This is a genomic window from Halomonas sp. DP5Y7-2, assembly GCF_019802025.1.
Lineage (GTDB): Bacteria > Pseudomonadota > Gammaproteobacteria > Pseudomonadales > Halomonadaceae > Halomonas > Halomonas litopenaei_A.
On sequence record NZ_JAHVHY010000005.1, the window covers coordinates 151,721 to 170,673 of the forward strand.

At 60.9% G+C, this 18,953-nt stretch carries 6 protein-coding genes; 1 reads left to right on the plus strand and 5 read right to left on the minus strand.

Annotation, left to right across the window (positions count from 1 at the left end; genetic code table 11):
• Positions 1 to 149 precede the first annotated feature (149 nt).
• From KUW18_RS10620 to KUW18_RS10640, 5 genes are all read right to left on the minus strand, one after another.
• Entirely contained in the window at positions 150 to 13,385 is a 13,236-nt protein-coding gene (locus tag KUW18_RS10620; RefSeq protein ID WP_222561384.1) for a non-ribosomal peptide synthetase, read from the minus strand.
• A gap of 632 nt (positions 13,386 to 14,017) precedes the next feature.
• Complete coding sequence (locus KUW18_RS10625; RefSeq protein WP_222561385.1) at positions 14,018 to 15,106, minus strand: isocitrate/isopropylmalate dehydrogenase family protein; 1,089 nt, start codon at positions 15,104 to 15,106, stop codon at positions 14,018 to 14,020.
• 273 nt (positions 15,107 to 15,379) lie between these two features.
• On the minus strand, positions 15,380 to 15,997 hold the full coding sequence (locus KUW18_RS10630; RefSeq protein ID WP_222561386.1) for an FMN-binding negative transcriptional regulator: 618 nt from the start codon (positions 15,995 to 15,997) through the stop codon (positions 15,380 to 15,382).
• 65 nt (positions 15,998 to 16,062) lie between these two features.
• Positions 16,063 to 16,824, minus strand: coding sequence for a GNAT family N-acetyltransferase (locus tag KUW18_RS10635; RefSeq protein WP_261396619.1), 762 nt, complete (start codon positions 16,822 to 16,824; stop codon positions 16,063 to 16,065).
• Positions 16,825 to 16,900: 76 nt separating this feature from the next.
• Entirely contained in the window at positions 16,901 to 17,362 is a 462-nt protein-coding gene (locus KUW18_RS10640; protein WP_222486105.1) for a GNAT family N-acetyltransferase, read from the minus strand.
• A gap of 88 nt (positions 17,363 to 17,450) precedes the next feature.
• On the opposite strand from KUW18_RS10640, the gene KUW18_RS10645 reads away from it, so the two are divergent.
• Complete coding sequence (locus KUW18_RS10645; RefSeq protein ID WP_222561387.1) at positions 17,451 to 18,953, plus strand: PLP-dependent aminotransferase family protein; 1,503 nt, start codon at positions 17,451 to 17,453, stop codon at positions 18,951 to 18,953.

An 18,953-nucleotide genomic window follows, 5' to 3' on the forward strand; every position in this document is an offset into this window, starting at 1 on the left:
GAAAGGGCTGGCCGTAGGCCTGTCGGTCGCCCGTGAGCGGAGTGCCAGCCCCGCCGATCGAGATGAAGGTCATTGCCCTTCTCGACCGACGGGGGCTAAACGGCTCAGGCAGTCACATTTCAAATACTGCATCACCTTCGCCGATACGCTTACGTCTTCAAGGGGTCGGTCAGGTCGTTGACCAGCACCTCGGCGATCCAGTCAACGGCATCCAGCATCCCCATATGGGTCACTCCCGGGCATGGAATGAGGGCGGGTACCGAACTTGAGAACTCGGCAACGTTGTTGTCAAAGACCGAGCTCAGCACCAGATCATCGGGGACACCACCAGGTCGGCCCTCGACGGGCGCCACCTCTTCCAGCGCCTTGAACAGCACGACCTGAGTGCTCGTCAGCGGTCGCTCATGGGCGGAGCGAAGCATGTCACGGTTGACCTCGTACAGCTCCTCCCAGCGGTTCAACAGAAATTCATCCGGCGGGATACCCTTGTTGACCAACTCCTTCTCGAAGTCATCGCGCACGTCCTTGGCATTGCCGAGAAAGTCCGCGTCCCCCATGTTGAAGTAGGTGTCCAACAGGTACAGACGAACCTTGGTGAAGCCGCGCTGCTCCAGCTGCCAGGCCATCTCGGTGGCGATATTGCCGCCCAGTGACCAACCCAGCAGGCGCACCTCCTCATCCACCGCCAGATGCTCCTCCATGACCTTGAGGTAGAGCGCCGCAATATTGATCAAAGAGGCTTCCGGTTGGACCACGGTGTGGTTGTAGTTGTCGATGCCGTAACAGGCGTAGTGCTCGCCCATGGCGTCGACCAAAGTCCTGTAGACATCACTGTTGCCGTAGCCTGCATGAACCATGAACAGCTTACTGCCGCTCTCCCTGCCGCCGCCGAGGAAGCGCATCAGCATACTGAGCTCCTCGCCTTCCCCGCTGGCGATGAACTCGGCCAGCTGGGACACCGTGGTGTAGCGATAGAACGCCGATACGGACACCGTGTGCCCTGCCTGGGCCCGCATCAGGGAGGTCAACTTGATCAGCTTGATCGAGTCTCCTCCCAGCAGGAAGAAGTCATCCTCGACGCCGACCCGCTCATGGCCCAGCACCTCTTGCCACTGCTGGCACAGCTGAGCCTCGAGTGACGTCCTGGGCGCCACGTAGGCTTGGGCGGAACCTTCCAGGGTCGGTGCAGGAAGCGCCTTGCGGTTGAGCTTGCCGTTGATGGTCAACGGAATCGCGTCAATGAACTGGCAGCTGGCTGGCACCATATAGGACGGCAGCCGCTCCGACAGACGCTGCTTCAAGGTGGCGACCTCGATCTGCTGTTCCTCCGCGGACACCACATAGGCGGCAAGACTTTGCTGACCGGCGTCGCCATAAGCCACCACTACCGCCTGGCGTACCTCCGGCTGAGCCGTCAATGCCGCTTCGATCTCACCCAGCTCAATACGATTACCCCTGATTTTCACCTGAGCATCATTACGCCCCAGGTAGAGCAGGCCACCATCCGGTAGCCAGCGGACCAGGTCACCCGTGCGGTAGAGACGATGGCTACCGGGACAACGTGCATCCGGCTCCGGCGCCAGCGGGTTCTCGAGGAAGCGCTCCTGGGTCAGGCTGTCACGGTTCAGATAGCCCCGTCCTACGCCGGCTCCACCAATGTAGAGTTCTCCCGTGGCGCCCACCGGGACAGGCCGCATGCCTTGATCAAGAACGTACACCTGGGTGTTCAACAGCGGCGTACCGATCTGCTGGGCGGCGTCTCCTGGGTGATAGCGATGGGCCGTCGCACAGACCGCAGCTTCGGTGGGACCATAGGCATTGTAGAGACGCAGATTGTCCCGATAAAAGCGGTCAAGCAGCTCGGTGACAGGCGCCTCTCCACCCACCACCAGGGTCTTGAGCGAGCGCCAGTGACTCGGGTCAAGCTGCCCCAGCATGACTGGGGGCAGGATGGCCAGTTCGATTTTCTGCTCTTTGGCCACTCGGTCAAGCTCGAGCACATCTCGCCTGACCTCGTGAGAACACACGACACAGCGAAGACCACAGGCAAGGCTGACAAACAGCTCAAACACGCTGGCGTCAAAGATGACGTCGGCGAACAGCAGGCTGGTGGCACACTCTTCCACCCCAAACCGCTGCCGCTGGGCCGCCACCAGATTGACCGCGTGACGGTGCTCGATCATCGCCCCTTTCGGCACCCCCGTGGTGCCTGAGGTGTAGATCACATACGCCAGACTGTCCGGCGTTGCGACCGCTGTCGCGTCGTCTTCCGAGCCAAGCCAAGCGGCGTCATCGGTCAGCGTCACCAGCCCGGGCATCTGCGCCATGTCGGACCACCATTGCTGTAGCCTTGAACGGTACTGCTCATGACACAGCACCAAGCCGAGGCCAGCATCCTCCACGATAAAACGGGAACGCTCGTTCGGATGCTCCGGCGACATCGGTACGTAGGCGGCCCCCGCCTTGAGAATCCCGAGGATGGCCACGACCAGGTCGACATCGCGATCCAGGTAGAGGCCAATCAACGTATCCGCGGTGATCGGTCGCTGGAACAGCTCGACGTGCTGCTGACGCAGACCATGCGCGACGCGATTGGCTCTGCTGTTCAGCTGCGCATAGCTTAGCTGGACCGCGTCATCGACAAGGGCAATGGCGTCAGGGGTCCTTGCCACCTGGTACTCAAACAGACCATGCAGGGTCATGGCGGAGGTCAGCGGCTGATGAGTGCTGTTCCACTGGTCCAGCAGTTGCGCTTTCTCCTCTTTAAGCAACAGCTCGATCTCAGAGTGGCGACCGCCCGTCGCCGCGATATGCACCATCTGCCCCACCACATGGGCCAGACGCTCGAGCAAACGCTGAGCGTTGTCTTCACTCAACCAGCTGGCGTCAGACTCCAGCTTGAACGACAGCCGCCCCTGGTCCATAAAGACGATCAGCGACAGCGGGTAGTTGACCTTTTCCTGGGCGCCGCGCACATGACGCTTGGTGTCTCCGCTTTCACCGTCGGCCTTGGCCACCGGGTAATTCTCGAACACCACCAGGCTGTGAAACAGCCGCTGCGCCCCAGGCTGCAGCTCGGCCAAGGGAATCCCACAGTGGGTGTTCATCTCCAGGGTCGTGGCCTGAACAGTGGCGAGCACATCACGTACCCTGCCATCGGAGGGCCAGTCGATGACCAGCGGCAGCGTATTGATGAACAGACCCGCGCTCTGCTCGATCCCTTGTACCGCGATATCGCGCCCGGAAAGCGTCATGCCGGTAATGGTCTGGGAGGCTCCGCTGTAGACCTGCAAGAGCTTGTGCCAAGCCGTCTGCACGATGGTGTTCAGGGTGACACCCAGCTCGTGACACAGAGACTGCATGCCGTCTTGCACCCGCTCCTCCAGCACCAGACCTGCCGCTACCGGGCTCCGTATGACTCGAGTATCACGCCACTCGCGACCCTCGAGCAGCCCCTCCAGACTGGTCTCACCTTCCCAGGTCACCTTCTTGGCGGTCCAATACGAGCGGGTAGCGTCTGCTTGTCGCAGTTGATAGCGCTGGGCCTCGGCGTAGGCATCATCGCGCCCCGGACGTGGATGCTCCCCCCGCTCGATGGCATCGAAGTAGCCATGCAGGCTTTGCCACAACAGGGCGGTCGACCATCCGTCGGTCACCGCATGATGAGTGTTGACCAGCACGGTCACTTCGTGAGTGCCGCGCTGAATCAGCGTGACGCGGAACAGTCCCGGGCGCGACAGGTCGAAACTCTCCAAACGATCCTGCGCCTGGATCTCCTCAATGGTTCGTTCATGCTCCTCGAGCGGTACGTCGCTGATATCCCGAAGACGGAAGCAGTGTTCATCCAGCGTCAGTGATCTCGCCACCACCTGCAGGATATCGCCCTCCTCCCAGTCAAAGCCGATACGCAGGCTCGGATAGTGCTCCACCAACAGCTCCCATGCGCGGCGATAGTGGTCGATGCGCAAGCCCTCTGAATAGTCGACCAGCAGCTGCACGCGGTAGGCATCGTCCTCGGGATGATTCAAGGCATGGAAGATCATCCCCACCTGCAGGCTGTTGGCGGCATACAGCGCCTCGACATCGTAGCGCTGCTCCAGAGAGCTCAGACGAGACAGGGTCAACCCTGTGACATCGAAGTCCGAAGGTGTGCGCACGCCACCAGTGCGCGCCGCACCCATGGCCGTGGCGGCCACCTCTTGAAGTCGCTCCTGCAGACGGTCTCTTACCTCGATGGAAACGCTTTCTCCCAGCTGGGTGGTGACGTCGAAGAACAGCTGATCGTCGAGCACGGCGCCGTTGATGTTGATGATAAAGCGATCGCGGTTGTCCGGAGACATGGCCCGCCCGCAGGGCTCCACCACCAGTCCATAGGTCGCCTGCTGCGGCGCCGAGAACTGGCCAAGATAGTTGAAGCTGATCCGCGGCATCGAGGCTTCCGGCAACCAGCCGGCCTGCTTCAGAGCACCGAAGCCAAGACCGCCGTCGGGAATGCCACGAAGTCCTTCCTTGGTCCTGATGATCACATCTTCAGTGTCACCCTCGGTATTGACCCGCACCGGATACTGGACCGTGAACCAGCCCAGGGTAGACGACAGGTCGATTCGATCGTCCAGGGGCTGACGACCATGGCCTTCCAGCAGCAGGGTCACGTCTGACTGCTTCAGCACATCTGCCAGAGCCAGGGACACGGCACTCACCAGCAGGTCATTGATCTGGGTGTGATAGCCGGCAGGGGCCTGATGCAGCAGTGCATCGGTGTCATCTCGAGAAAATTCCAGCGTCGCCGAGGCAGGTGCTTGCAATGCCTGCTGCTGGCACCTTTCCTCGAGCCACTGCTCCCCGCCATCCGCGGCCACGACATGCCGCCAGTAACTGGCCTGCTCGGTGTGCTCCTGGGCGTAGCGATGGACCGCCGCCACCCACTGACGATAGCTGGTGGTCTTGGACGGCAGACTGCCGCCTTCCAGCAACTGCACCAGATCCCGTGCCAGAATCCGCCAGGACACTGCATCCACCACCAGATGATGCAGGGCAAAACAGAGACGCGAGCGGCCATCGTCATAGCCGCTGAGGTGAATCACCTGCCACAGCGGACCACGCTCGATGTCAAACTGGCTCTGATGCCGCGTCAATTCCTGCTGGAGCCACTCATCGTCACCCTCCGTCACCGACAGGGTGATCACCGGGGCAGGCATCATGTCCGGTGCATAGCACTGCCGATACCCCGTTTTCTCGCGCACGAACCTGCAGCAGAGCATGTCGTGCTGGTGGCTCAGTGCCACCAGGGCCTCTTGCAGCTCGGGCACGGTCACGCGCTCGGGTATGGCCACCATAAAGGCCTGATTCCAATGCCCCGGCTGGGCAAACTCCTGCTCGAAAAACCACGATTGAATCGGCAACAGCGAGAACGTGCCAGCAAGCCGGCCCTGCTCGGCATCGATGTCGGCCCCATCCTGACGCTGGGCCAGGCGGGCCGCCAGCGACGAGATGCGAGGCGCGTCAAAGATGTCCCGACCCTGCAAGGCAATCCCCGCCTGCCTCAGTCTGGCGACCAGTTGAATGCTGATGATGGAGTCGCCACCAATCTGGAAGAAGTCGTCCTCGATGCCGACCCTTTCACGTCCCAGCACCCGCGCCCAATGCTCGCAGAGTGTTGCTTCCAGGGTGGTGCGAGGCGCCACATAGGATTGCTGGCGATCCTCTTCCTCGGGTTCGGGAAGCGCCTGACGATCCAACTTGCCATTGATCGTCAGGGGTATCGCGTCGATGCAGGTGCAGCTCGCCGGCATCATGTAGGACGGCAGCCGCTCCGCCAGCCGATGGCGCAGCTCCGCCATGCTGATGGTTCGCTCTGGCGCCAGGATCACATAGGCCGCCAGACTCTGCTGCCCTGGCTGACCGTGGGCCACGACCACCGCCTGGCTGATCTCCGGCTGCGACGTCAATGCGGTCTCGACCTCACCCAGCTCGATGCGGTACCCGCGTATCTTCACCTGGTCATCGTTACGTCCGAGATAGATCAGGCTACCATCCTGCAGCCACCTCACCATATCGCCCGTGCGATACAGACGTGCCCCTTGCTCACCGTGAGTGCTTGCCCCTGCGAAGGGATCCGCCACGAAGCGCTCCCGGGTCAACGCATCGCGATGCAGATATCCCCGGCCCACCCCAGCACCGCCGATATACAGCTCTCCAACGGCACCGACGGGTACCGGAGCCATCTGCTCATCAAGCACATGCACCTGCACGTTGGTCAGTGGCTTGCCGATCTTGGCGGAGGGATCCCCAGGCTGATAGCGGTGAGCCGTGGCGCAGACGGTGCCCTCGGTAGGTCCGTAGGCGTTGAAAAGCCTCAGGTCCTCACGATGGAAGCGGTCGAGAAAGTCCCTGACCGGCGCCTCTCCTCCCACCACCAACGTCTTCAACGAACGCCAACAGGCCGGATCCAGCTGCCCGAGCATGACCGGCGGCAGTATGGTCAGCTCGATCTGGTGGGTCTCGGCCAGGTCATTCAGCAAGGCCACATCCCGTCTGGCCTCCTGCGAACACAGCACGCAGCGAAGTCCCGACGCCAGACTGACGAACAGCTCGAACACGCTGGCATCGAAGATAATGTCCGCGTAGAGCAGGCTGGTAGTGCAATCCAGCACGCCAAAGCGCTCTTGCTGGGCCGCGACCAGGTGGACGGCGTGACGATGCTCGATCATCACGCCCTTGGGGGTCCCCGTCGTGCCCGAGGTGTAGATCACATAAGCCAGGTGATCTTCCTGGGCCATCGGTGCCACGGGCTCAGACGCCCCCAGCCAGTAGGCATCGGCCGCCATCGTCAGCAATACAGGCTTCGATGCCACTTCCTCCATGCATTCGCTCCAGCGGGCCTGATACTCCTGCTGGCAAAGCAGCACTCCCAGCTTGGCGTCGTCGGCCATGAACACGGACCGGTCCCGCGGATGCTCGGGCGACAGGGGGACGTAGGCGCCTCCTGCCTTGAGAATGCCAAGGATCGCCACGATCATGTCGACACGACGGTCCAGGTACAGGCCTACCCGAGTATCGGGTGCCATCGGCTGCCCGGCATGGGCGCTGGCGTACTCGTGGCGCAGCCCATGAGCGACCTGATTGGCCCGTGCGTCCAGCTCTCGATAGGTCAGCGAGGTGTGCTCATCCACCAGCGCCGTGGCCTCCGGGGTGCGCGCCACCTGGGCCTCGAACAGTCCATGCAGGGTGGCACCGGAACGGCGGGGAGCGCTGGTTGCGTTCCAGTGCTGGATCAACTCCCGCTCGCCCTTCAGCAGTAGCGACAGATCTACATGACGCGCATCGGGAGCATCCACCACTTGCCCCATGACCCTCACCAGCCGCTGCAGCAACGCCACCGCATCAGCATCACTCAACCAGCGGCTGTCCGAGTCCAGGCGGAAGATCAGCTTCCCGCCCATCTCTCTAGCGACAAGCGCAAGTGGATAGTCCAGTTTTTCCTGGATCGCCCGCACCGAGCGCGTCTGCTCCAGGGCGCCGCCCTCTGCCGGCGCCGGATAGTTCTCGAATACCACCAGGCTATGGAACAGCCTCTGCCCTCCCTCCTGCAGCTCTGCCAGGGACACTTCGGTATAGGTGTTCATATCGACGGTCGCACGCTGCACGGCGTTGAGCACATCGCGCACCGTCGCCTTGGCATCCCAGTCGATGACGAGGGGCAAGGTATTGATGTAGAGACCGATGCTGTGCTCGATCCCTTCTACGGGCAGATCGCGGCCCGACAGCGTCATCCCGGTAATGGTCTGGGTGGCGCCACTGAACCCTTGCAGCAGCTTGTGCCAGGCCATCTGAACCAGCGTGTTGAAGGTCAGACCGGAGGAGTGACACAGGCCCTGCATGCGGCGATAAAGGTCCTCATCCACGGTCAAGGCCGACGACAGCGGCTGCTGAACCACCCGCGCCTCCCGCCATCCACGGCCCGCGAGCAAGCCGTCGAGCGTCGTAGGACCCTGCCAGGCACTCCGCTTTTGTTGCCACCAGACCGCGGAACGTCTGCGATGATTGAGATAATGACGCTGAGCCGCACCATAGGCACGGTCGCGACACACCGTGGGGCACCGTCCCTGAGTCAGCGCATCGTAGAAGCCATGCAGGCTCTGCCACAGTAGCGAGGTCGACCACCCATCGCTGATGGCATGGTGAACGGTAATCAGCACCGTGGCGTTGCTTTCTCCTCGACTGAACACGGTAACCCTGAAGAGTCCAGGCAACGACAGGTCAAAACCTTCGTCGCGATCAGCCTGGCGCGCCTCCTCGACGATATGTTCATGATCTTCCGGGCGAACGGACGAGAGGTCTCGAACCCTTAAATGGCGATCCGACAAGGCAATCTGGCGTTCTGCCAACTGCAGAATCTCGTCACCATCCCAATCAAAGCCAATCCTGAGACTCTCGTACTGGGCCACCAACAGTTCCCAGGCTCGCCGATACTGATCGAGGTTGACACCCGCCGTGTAGTCCACCAGCACCTGCACACGATACGCATCATCCTCGGGATAGTTCAGCGCATGGGAGATCATGCCCTTCTGCAAGCTCGTCGCAACGTAGACTGCCTCCACATCGCGGCGATCTGTCAGGCGCAGCCACCTCTCCATCGAGATGCCTTGAATAGCAAAATCAGATGGCGTGTGCCTGCCGCTGCCACGGGAGGATTCCAGCGCCAATTGCACGACTTCGGCCAGTCTCGTCAGAAAGGACTCGGCCAGCGTGCAGGCGGTCTCAGCCCCTAGGCAGGTCATCAGATCCACCTGTAGCTCACCCCCGACCACCCGACTGACGACCTGCACTTGCACCATCGCCATCGCCATCGCCATCGCCATCGGCTCGCCAGCAGGACCTGGATCCACCGTGCCGCTCAACTCGGCGTCGAGCAGGTGCTGAGTGTCTTCCGCCACGTCACCCAGGAAGCAAAAGCTGGCCAGGGGATGTGCCCCGCCCTGTGATGCAGAGAGTGGCGCAGTGTCTGGCAAAGGGGCTGGCGAAGGTCGCGACAATGGGTCTGACGAGCCGCCCTGTACCATCGGGGCGAGTGCGCAGTTCAGGTGTGCTCGCACCGCCTCCTTGACCCCCATGACCAAGGTATCCAGCTCCCCCGTCGCCGACACGGAAAGCATGTAGGGGAAGGTAAATTGCCCGACCGTCGCGTCAAGGTCGAGGGAGGCGTTGCCGCCATGTCGCCCGCCATGACGGCCAGCATGGCGATAGTCTCCCTCCAGCAGCAGCCTGACCTCCGGCCGCTCGAGGGTGTCAGTGAGGGCCTGGCTCAGTGCACTGATCAACAGCTCGTCCACGCGGCTATGAAAGCCGGCAGGCGCTTCCTTCAGCAGCACCAGGGTGTCTTCCGTCGACAGTGACCGAGTGACACGCTGCCACTCCTGGCTTTCCCCCGCGACAAGCGCGTCTGCCTCAACAGCATGCCTTTCACCGCCCAACGCAGCAGGTAACGTCTGGTAATCAAGCGTAGAGGCGCTTCCTGACGACTCCACCCACTGACGAAAACTGCTGGTCTTGGCGGGTAGGGGCTCGCCCGCCAGCAGCCTTTGCAGATCCCGCCGCAGAATCTGCAGGGATGTACGATCTGCCAGCAAGGGATGAACGAACAGCATCAGCGCGCCAGGCTTTCCCGCTCTTGCCGTCAGCGCGGACTGCCACAAGGGGTCCACCGCCACGTCACAGGCCATCCATTGACGGGCCAAGGCCAGCGCCTGGGTCGTCACGTCATGGTCACCCCCCTCGAGGGTCGCTAGCGCAGGCAAAGGGGCGTCGGCGGTATAGTGCTGTTGCCATTCACCGTCAACCAGCAAGGGGCGACTACGCAGCATATCGTGCTGATCGGCAAGCCGCCCCAGGGCGACCTTGATCTCCTGTTCACCGACGCCCTCTGGCGTTTCTACCAGCACGAGTTGCCCAGGGGCACGTGTCAGTCTGAAAGCGTCAGTCAGGATACTGGCGGCAGCGCCAGCCTGGTAGACGCCCGTAGACGCCTCCGCCACCGCCGCTGTGTCATGGTCCTGTGGCAACACGGTTAGCTGCTGCGCGTCCGGCTCCTCCTGTGATGCACTGTCTCCCCGGCACTTGGCGGCACCGCTCGAAAGCCAGTGACGTTGGGTCGACGCCACGGCGAAGGCTCCGGACAGCGTTCCCTGTTCCGCTTCATCGACGCTGATGCGTTGCTGCAGCAGAGCTGCAAGTGACGAGATGCGAGAGGCTTCGAAGAGATCGCGTCCCTGCAAGCGAATCCCCGCCTGCCGCAGACGCCCCACCAGCTGGATGGCAATGATGGAATCACCGCCAATCTGGAAAAAGTCATCCTCGATACCCACCCGCTCCAGCCCAAGTGCACTGGCCCAGTGCTCGCACAGCGACTGCTCCAACGCGGTGCGAGGGGCCACGTACTGATCCTGGCCTATCGCCGTCTGGCTCGGGGCCGGCAACGCGCCCTTGTCCACCTTGCCGTTGATGGTCAGCGGAATCGCGTCGATTCCCTGAATGCTTGTCGGCAGCATGTAGGGAGGAAGTCGCTCGGCCAGACGCTGCCTCAGGCTCGCCAGCTCGAGGCTCTGGCCGTCTACCATCACTACATAAGCCGCCAGCGCGTAATGCGGCGACGCCCCCCAGGCAATAACGGCCGCCTGGTGTACGTCAGGCTGGGCCACCAAGGCAGCTTCGATCTCGCCGAGCTCGATGCGGTAGCCCCGCACCTTGACCTGGGTATCGTTACGTCCGAGGTATAGCAGGTGACCACTAGGCAACCAGCGCACCAGGTCTCCGGTGCGGTAAAGTCGCGTGTGCCCGAGGGCACGCTGTTCATCCGTGGCAAAGGGGTTGTCGACGAAGCGCTCCCGGGTCAGCTCATCACGACCAAGATACCCCCGGGCAACACCAGCCCCACCTATGTAGAGCTCACCAATGGCACCTATCGGCACCTCAGCCATGTGCTTGTCCAATACATGCGCTTGAACATTGACCAATGGCCTGCCAATCAGTGCCGCCGGATCACCGGGATGGTATTGGTGCTCGGTGGCACACACGGTGCCTTCGGTGGGTCCGTACCCATTGAACAGGCGCCGCCCCTGTTTAAAGAAACGATCCATCAACTTGGCGGTCGGCGCCTCCCCCGCGACCACCAGTGCCTTCAACGACGACCAGCGCTCAGGATCGAGCTGGCCGAGCAGTACTGGCGGCAAGGTGGCCAGTTCTATCGCCTGCTGCTCGGCCAATTGATCCAGCAATGCAGGGTCGTGTCGTGCGGCCTGGGAGCAGATCACACTCTTCGCCCCCATCAGCATGCCGACGAACAATTCGGACACGCTGGCATCAAAAATGGTATCGGCATATAGCAGGCTGGAAGCGCAGGAAAGGCCATTGAGAGGTGCCTGCTGCGCAAGTACAAGATGCACTGCATGGCGGTGCTCCACCATCACACCCTTGGGCTGCCCAGTGGTACCCGAGGTGTAGATGACGTAGGCGAGATGGTGATCGCTGGCCACCTTAGGGGGGCGAGTCTCTTCACCTAACCAGGCGGCATCCGGCGTCATCGTTAATGCGACGGGGCTATCGGTCATGCCGCTCAGGCCATCGCGCAGTCGCTCCTGATATTGCGCATGACACAAGATGAACGCAGGAGCGGCATCTGCCGCGATAAAACCCAGGCGCTCGCCAGGGTGCTCTGGCGACAATGGGAGATAACCGGCGCCTGCCTTCAGCACACCGAGTATCGCAACCACGAGATCCACGGTGCGATCCAGATAGAGCCCGACCAACGAGTCTGGCGCCAGCGCGCTTCCCCGCTGCTGCTCACTCTGAAGCCGAAGTCCATGTGCCACACGGTTGGAGAGCACATCGAGTTCGGCAAAGCTCAGGGTGACCTGGCCGTCGGTCAACGCTGGCGCCTGTGGCGTCTGACGTACCTGGGCCTCGAACATATCGGTCAGGGTCGTGACCACGGGTAAGGGAGCCGTAGCCGAGTTCCACTGACGCATTGCGGCGAGATCATCTGCGCTGGGAAGACACAGGCTGGCGACGGAGCGGTCCGCTGCCCGCACGCCTCGCGCCATGAGATCGATCATGGCACTCATCATCTGCTCGGCATCCGACTCACTGAAGTAGTGATCGGAATAGATCAAGCGAATCTGCAGGCTCCTGCCACTACCGTAGTCCAGCAGCTTGATCTGCAGTGGAAGGATCACATCCGTGGGGTTGAGCTCTTCTGTATAGGACGCCACCTGATCGTCAAAATTGTTGTACATCATGACGATGTCGCAGTGATCCTGGCTGCTGTCCTGCTGCATTCGCCGCACTTCGGCGGCCGGATAGCAGCCGTGCCTGAACGCCTTGAGGGTATTTCGCCCCGCTCTCGCCACCAGGTCGGTGAACGACGCCTCTCGCATCTCTGTGACTGGACAGTGCACCAAGGCCGCATTCGCCTGCATCCCGATGGTCTGCTCTGCACTCTTGCCGCGACGCCCATGGAGAGCCAGACCAAAGACCAGGCTATCTCCCGCCGTCTGTGTCGCAAAATGACAGCCACAGGCAGCAATCAAGACGCTCAGGGGGCTGGCACCCGTGCTTTCACAATATTCTTTGATCGAGCGGTTCACCGATGCAGGTAGATCTCGGTTCAGCCACTTTCCTTGCTGCTTGGTAGAGCTTCGGTACCAGGCATTCAGACGCGTCACCTCGTGGGATGACAGAAAGTCACGCCAATACGCCTCGTCCTTGCGATACCTTGAAGAGATCAAATACTCGCGAGCCGAATAGACTTGTGGCAGATAGGCGGGAGACGCCTTCAGCCACTCGACACTCGCGTCATCGAGAAGACATTGATACGCCTTTCTCAATGATTCTCGCAGCACTGCCAGGCCAACACCATCGACAAAAACGTGGTGAGTCATCAAGCACAGAAAGTAGGAATTATCACCCAACCTTAGCAAGCGTAAAGACACAGGACCTGTCGATCTATCGGTAAAGTCTGGCGCCCCATCAATCTGCTGTTTCATCCATTCCCTGGCGGCTGACCGGGGATCTTCTGCCTGAGAAAAGTCCAGGCATTCAAGTGATGTCTTCAGTTCACCAAACGGCAGCACCTGCTGGCCTACGCCCCCGTCAGGAGCGATCTCCAGCACCAGCCTCAGGCAATCATGTTGCTTGACCAACAGCGTCCAGGCGTCAGCCAGGCGATCCACTTCGCTCTGAGAACCCAAACGAACTTCATCGTACCATCCCAGTCGGAATTTCGAGCTCTTCGGCTCGATCATCTGGGAGACATAAACGCCCTCCTGGACAGGATGAAGAGGATGGATAGTGGATTCTATTGATGCATCTGAGAGCAATGAAGCAGACATGATCTTGGGCACTCAATTAACGGACTTATTCCGCCATAGATAACCCAACACCACCCACAAAAACACCCTGAACGACATCCAGAGCCAATCACTGACAGAAAAAGGTACGACAAAGCACAGGCTCGGATACAAGTGCACAAATATCGCACCAACACCCTACGCAAAGAAACAAAGATAAACGCAAATAACACACACAATAATCAAGAAAAAAATGGCGAAAAAAAGCCAACGCAACGCAGAAATGTATGGATAACCATCTACTGAATGATGAATTCTCTCACACCTCAAAGGATAATAACCTCTTCAAGAGAAACTTTTATAGAGACTTACCTTAAGTAGACATGACTAAGTCAACATACACACATATCACTAACATTGATGGGAGCAGAAAGAACAGCACAGAGCTGCCCAGACCTTTTCCCCATCAGTCGCTCGTTGAAAAGGATCTTACTCACGAGCCCAGCACCCTGGAACAGCCGCTCGTCTCGGGAGTGACGAATGCTACTGGCAAAGAAAACCGCCAGACCATTGGTCCGGCGGTTCTGGGCACTCCCTGCTGGTGACTCAGCCAAGCGCTATACCGAGCCTCTACATCATCGAGCCTCTATATCATCGAGCCCCTGTATCAAGCCCTATGTGCGCCCCAACTGATCCAGCACCGCTTCGGTGAAGTCTCGACATCCCGCCTGTCCGCCAAACTCGCGGGGGCGGTGCTGGCCAGCTTCCAGCACCTTATCAATCGCCAGGCGCAAGCGCTCCGCCGCCAGCGACAGCCGCTCATCATGGTGGCCCGTGGCCAACCATTCGAGCATCATGGCCCCGGACAGCAGGGTCGCGATCGGGTTGGCGGCATCCTGCCCGGCAATATCCGGTGCGCTGCCGTGGGCTCCCTGGAACAGACCATGTCGGTCACCAAGCTCCGCCGATGGCGATACGCCCATACCTCCCACGGTGGCAGCGCCAAGATCGGAAATGATATCGCCGAAAAGGTTCTCTGCGACGATGACATCATAGAAGTCGGGACGTTTGACCAGGTGTACCGTCATGGCGTCCACGTAGGCGTAGTCCCGCTCAATGTCATCGAATTCGGTGCCGACCTGGTCACAGACCCGTCGAAAGAAGGCATAGCTTCTCAAGATATTGGCCTTGTCGCAGACGGTCACGCGGTGCTTGCCATCGCGAGGGGCACCTTGACGTCGGCGCGACAACTCGCAGGCGAAGCGAGCTACCCGTTCGGTCCCCTTGCGAGTGATCACCAGACTATCGCTGGCCATCTCGTCTCTGAGTACCACCCCCGCTCCGCGGCTGGCATACAGCCCTTCGGTGTTCTCACGCACGATCACGTAGTCGATGGTGCCGGGCTGGTGATGCCTCAGCGGCGACTCCACCCCAGGCAGCAGCCGAATGGGCCGCACGTTGGCATACAGGTCAAGGCCAAAGCGCAGCTTCAAGTGAAGGTCGTTGCCCACTTCGGTGCCATCGTCATAGGTCACCCCAGGAAGCCCCGCAGCCCCGTGCAGAATGGCATGGCTGTCTCGGCATGCCGCCAGCGTCTCTGCAGGTAACACCTCTCCGGTCTTTTGATAGTGACCTGCACCACCATCCAACCACTCAAACGTCAGTACATCCGGCCCCAGCAGGGCGTCCAGCACCCTTACCGTAGCCTCAGTGACCTCTGGGCCAATGCCATCACCGGCAATGGTTGCGATGCGATAGCTCACGTGGCGTCCTCTTATGGTTATTGTATTCAAGAGAACGATCATAACGCATGATTCGGGCATGCTCGGAGAGCATCTTTCCAACGACGGTTAGACAACGGTTCGCACCGACATCGTGTTTGCTTGCCGATCGCTAGGGTTTGTACGAAAAGTCGACGAGCGAAGGTTAGACAAGGAAAAAATCGGTGAGAAAGCGCAGTTTACAGGGTGTAAATGAGCATTTTGATCCGATTTTTAACGCCGTATTACCGAGCGCAGGCACTTTTCAGACAAGCCCTAAGACAATCCACTCAGCAGCACGGCCGTCCCCCCACTTCGGCCTTGGGCCTCAAGCCCCGCGCGAATCCCCGCCCGCTCGTCCTCTGTCTTGTTCTGGCTGGCCTTGTGCTTGCCGTGCAATGACTCTACCACCAACTCTACCCCTACGATGCCTCGCTGCATTTTTTGCAGGTAATCATGCGGCGCATCGTCGATGCTCCACGGGTCGTCCCTGGGCTGTTCAAAGCGATCCACCAGGTCACGCAGGTGTGCCGCAAACCAATCACCATCTTCGGGAAAGCTCAGCTGGCCTTGCGCGTGCACCACCTGATAGTTCCAGGTAGGCACCACACGACCATGAACCTGTTTATCGGGATACCAGCTCGGAGAGATATAGGCATCCGGGCCCTGAAACACCGCCACCGCGTGCGCCAACCGGCGCTGCCACAGACGATTGCCACGTGCGATGTGCCCTCGCAGTACAGCGCCTCCCGACGTCTCCGTGTACAGCAGCGGCAGGTGGTTGATATGCATTCCATCGTCGCCATGGGTCACCAGTGTCGCGAAGGGATGGCGCTGCATCACTGCCACCATGGCAGCATGTTCCGTCATGGCGAAATGCTTGGGTTGGTACATAGTGCGTGTTTCCTTGGTAGGGGTATAGAGGCGTCAGGTGTGGAGTGAATGGTGGCGCGTCAGATCTACGCACCACGCTCGACAATCGCCTTCGTCATGGCGGACAGTGACCGCTTCTGCCGCCCGTGCTGATCAAAGTTGTCAGCCGCCAGCCACTCACGATAGAGCGGCTCCAGCAGGCTCCATTCGTGATCCAGCAGAGAAAACCAGGCGGTGTCGCGATTGCGGCCTGCCACTATCCGGTGCTGGCGAAAGATGCCTTCAAAGGTGAAGCCAAGCCGCTCTGCGGCACGCCGCGAGGGCGCGTTCAACGCATCGCACTTCCATTCAAGGCGGCGATACCCCAGCGCAAACGCATGAGCCGCCATCAGTATCAGGGCTTCACTGGCAATGCGCGTGCGCGATAGAGCGCGCGAGAAGCTGATATGTCCCAGCTCGATGGTGCCATGCTCAGGTTCCAGGTTGAGCCAGGACGCGGTACCCAGCGCCCGGCCTGTGTGACGGTCGACGATGGCCACAAACACGGGGTCCGACTGTTTGGCCCGTTGCTCTGCCCAGCGGTAGCAGCCATCTGCGTCATGGAAGGGACGCCCGCCCAGGTAAGTCCAGCGCCCGACGCCATCGTCTGGATCGCTCGGATCGTTGCCTTTCCAGACCTCCCACAGCGAGCGCGCGTGACGCTGGCCATCGAGTCGCTCGACCCGGCATTGCTGACCTTGCAAGGCCGCGCCAGAGGGGATTGGACAAGGCCCATTCCAGCCCTTCACCTCGGCACCCACTGGTTGACCGAACGCACTTTTACCTTCCCATCTACCGTCCATCGGCATGTATCACTCCTTTCTCTCTTTGCTGCCCGAGGGTCGCTGCCTGAGGGTCGCTGCCTGAGGGGCGCTAGCTATGCCATCAAGCGCCGGACGAGGGGGCCAAGGTCAGGGTGTAGCCAAAGAAGGCATCGTTGCGTTGCCAGCCGAGCGCTTCATAAAGCCGCTGGGCAGTGTGGTTGTGGGTCTGCGTCAGCAGGGTCAATTGGCCAACACCGTGTTCCTCGGCCAATCTGACGGCTGCCTTCATCAACGACCTTCCCACCCCTTTGCCACGCCCTTGCGGGGCCACGAAGAGATCGGCAAGCGTCCAGCGTGGACCTAACCGAACCGATGACAGCGTGGGATACAGCTGGACAAAGCCCGTAAGCCCCCCGTCGGCCTCGCACACCAGAATGCGCGAGTCCGCCAAGGCCAGCCGCGTGGTCAGGAAGTCACGAGCGGCAGCGGGATCACTTGGCTGGTCGTAGAACACGCGATAGCTATCGAACAACACAGACAAGCGATCAAGATCCGCCGTTGTGGCGGGACGAATCATCGACATGTGACTTCCTCCAGAGGTGACAGACCCTGAGTGTGAGAGCATAGTGGTTCTACTTGAAGCACCAGTTACGAATAAATTGACGGAACCAGTGAGCCACTCATCGTCCCATGCCTCGTGGGTTATCGAGGCCCTGGCACTGACGTTTGCCACAGATGCGGAGGGTACGCTTTCTCATCGGCTGTATATGGCACTGCGCAACTGGATCGTCCAGGGAGACCTCCCCCAGGGCTGCGCCTTGCCATCGTCGCGCCGACTGGCTTCAACTCTGGGGATGGGACGCAACACCGTTCTGGCCGCGGTGGAGCGGCTCAGCGCCGAGGGTTTTGTGGTGTCTCGACCGGGAGCGGGCCTTTACGTGGCGCGTCTCGACCTGCACGACGCCTGGCCACGAGACGTCGATGTTGCCGACTCCCTCCCCACCTCAGAACCGACGGCCACCCCCTATTCCAACCGCGGTCAACAGCTGCTGGCCAGCTGCGGTGCCATGGACGGACAGCGCCGGGCCTTTACCCCCGGGATGCCGGCCATCGACCAGTTTCCTCGAGAGCTGTGGCAACGCTTGCTCAAGCGACACCAGCACCGTGCCGATGACGATGTCTTTGGCTACGCCACAGGAGGTGGCCACGGGCCGCTACGGGAGGCGTTGTGCGACTACTTGCGGTTGTCACGCTCGGTGCGCTGTCACCCACATCAGATCCTGATCACCCAGGGCGCTCAGCAAGCGTTCGAGCTGGTGACACGACTACTGGCAGACCCAGGCGACCGGGCCTGGGTTGAAGACCCCGGCTACGCGGGGGCAAAGGCGTGCTTCGCCTCATCGGGACTCGAGCTGACGCCCATCCCGGTGGACGATGAGGGCCTAAAGACTGACGTGGCGGACAGCGCCAAGCCCCCTCGCCTGATCTATGCAACACCGTCCCATCAGTACCCCAGCGGTGCGACCATGAGCATGGCCCGGCGACTGGCGCTGCTCGAGTGCGCCCGACGCCATGGCGCCTACATCATCGAAGATGACTATGACAGCGAGTTTCGCTACACCACTCCTCCGCTGGCATCACTGCAGGGGCTCGCCGGAGGAGACCCGGTCATCTATGTAGGAACCTTCAGCAAGGTGCTCTACCCAGGTCTGCGGCTTGGCTATCTGGTCCTGCCGGAGCCGCTGTTCGATGACTTTCGACGGGCCAACGCGAGACTGCACCGGGAAGGACAATATGTGGCCCAGGCGGCGCTGGCCGACTTTATCAAGGAGGGGCACTTCTCTCGCCATGTTGCCCGCATGCGGCGCTGCTACCGTGAACGCCAGGCCTGCCTGCGACAGGCCTTGGCCCCCGCCGTGGCGTCAGGCCTGTCACTGTCATCGGGGCAATCGGGCATGCACCTGGTGGCCCATCTCGATTCGGTGGCTCAGGAGCAACAGCTGATACACCGTGCCGATCAGGCAGGCATTACGTTATCCGCACTGTCCGATCACTATCTCTGTGCATCACCCAAGGCGGGGCTGGTACTTGGCTACGCGGGATCTACACCGGTACAGCTAGAGCAGGCCGGGAGCTGGCTGGCAACAGCCTGGCTAGCGCAGCGCGGGGGGTAA

What these genes read in the sequence shown, in the direction of transcription:
- KUW18_RS10630 (WP_222561386.1), bottom strand. Translation starts at nt 15,997, where the DNA reads ATGTACCAACCCAAGCATTTCGCCATGACGGAACATGCTGCCATGGTG.
- KUW18_RS10620 (WP_222561384.1), bottom strand. Translation starts at nt 13,385, where the DNA reads ATGTCTGCTTCATTGCTCTCAGATGCATCAATAGAATCCACTATCCAT.
- KUW18_RS10640 (WP_222486105.1), bottom strand. Translation starts at nt 17,362, where the DNA reads ATGTCGATGATTCGTCCCGCCACAACGGCGGATCTTGATCGCTTGTCT.
- KUW18_RS10635 (WP_261396619.1), bottom strand. Translation starts at nt 16,824, where the DNA reads ATGCCGATGGACGGTAGATGGGAAGGTAAAAGTGCGTTCGGTCAACCA.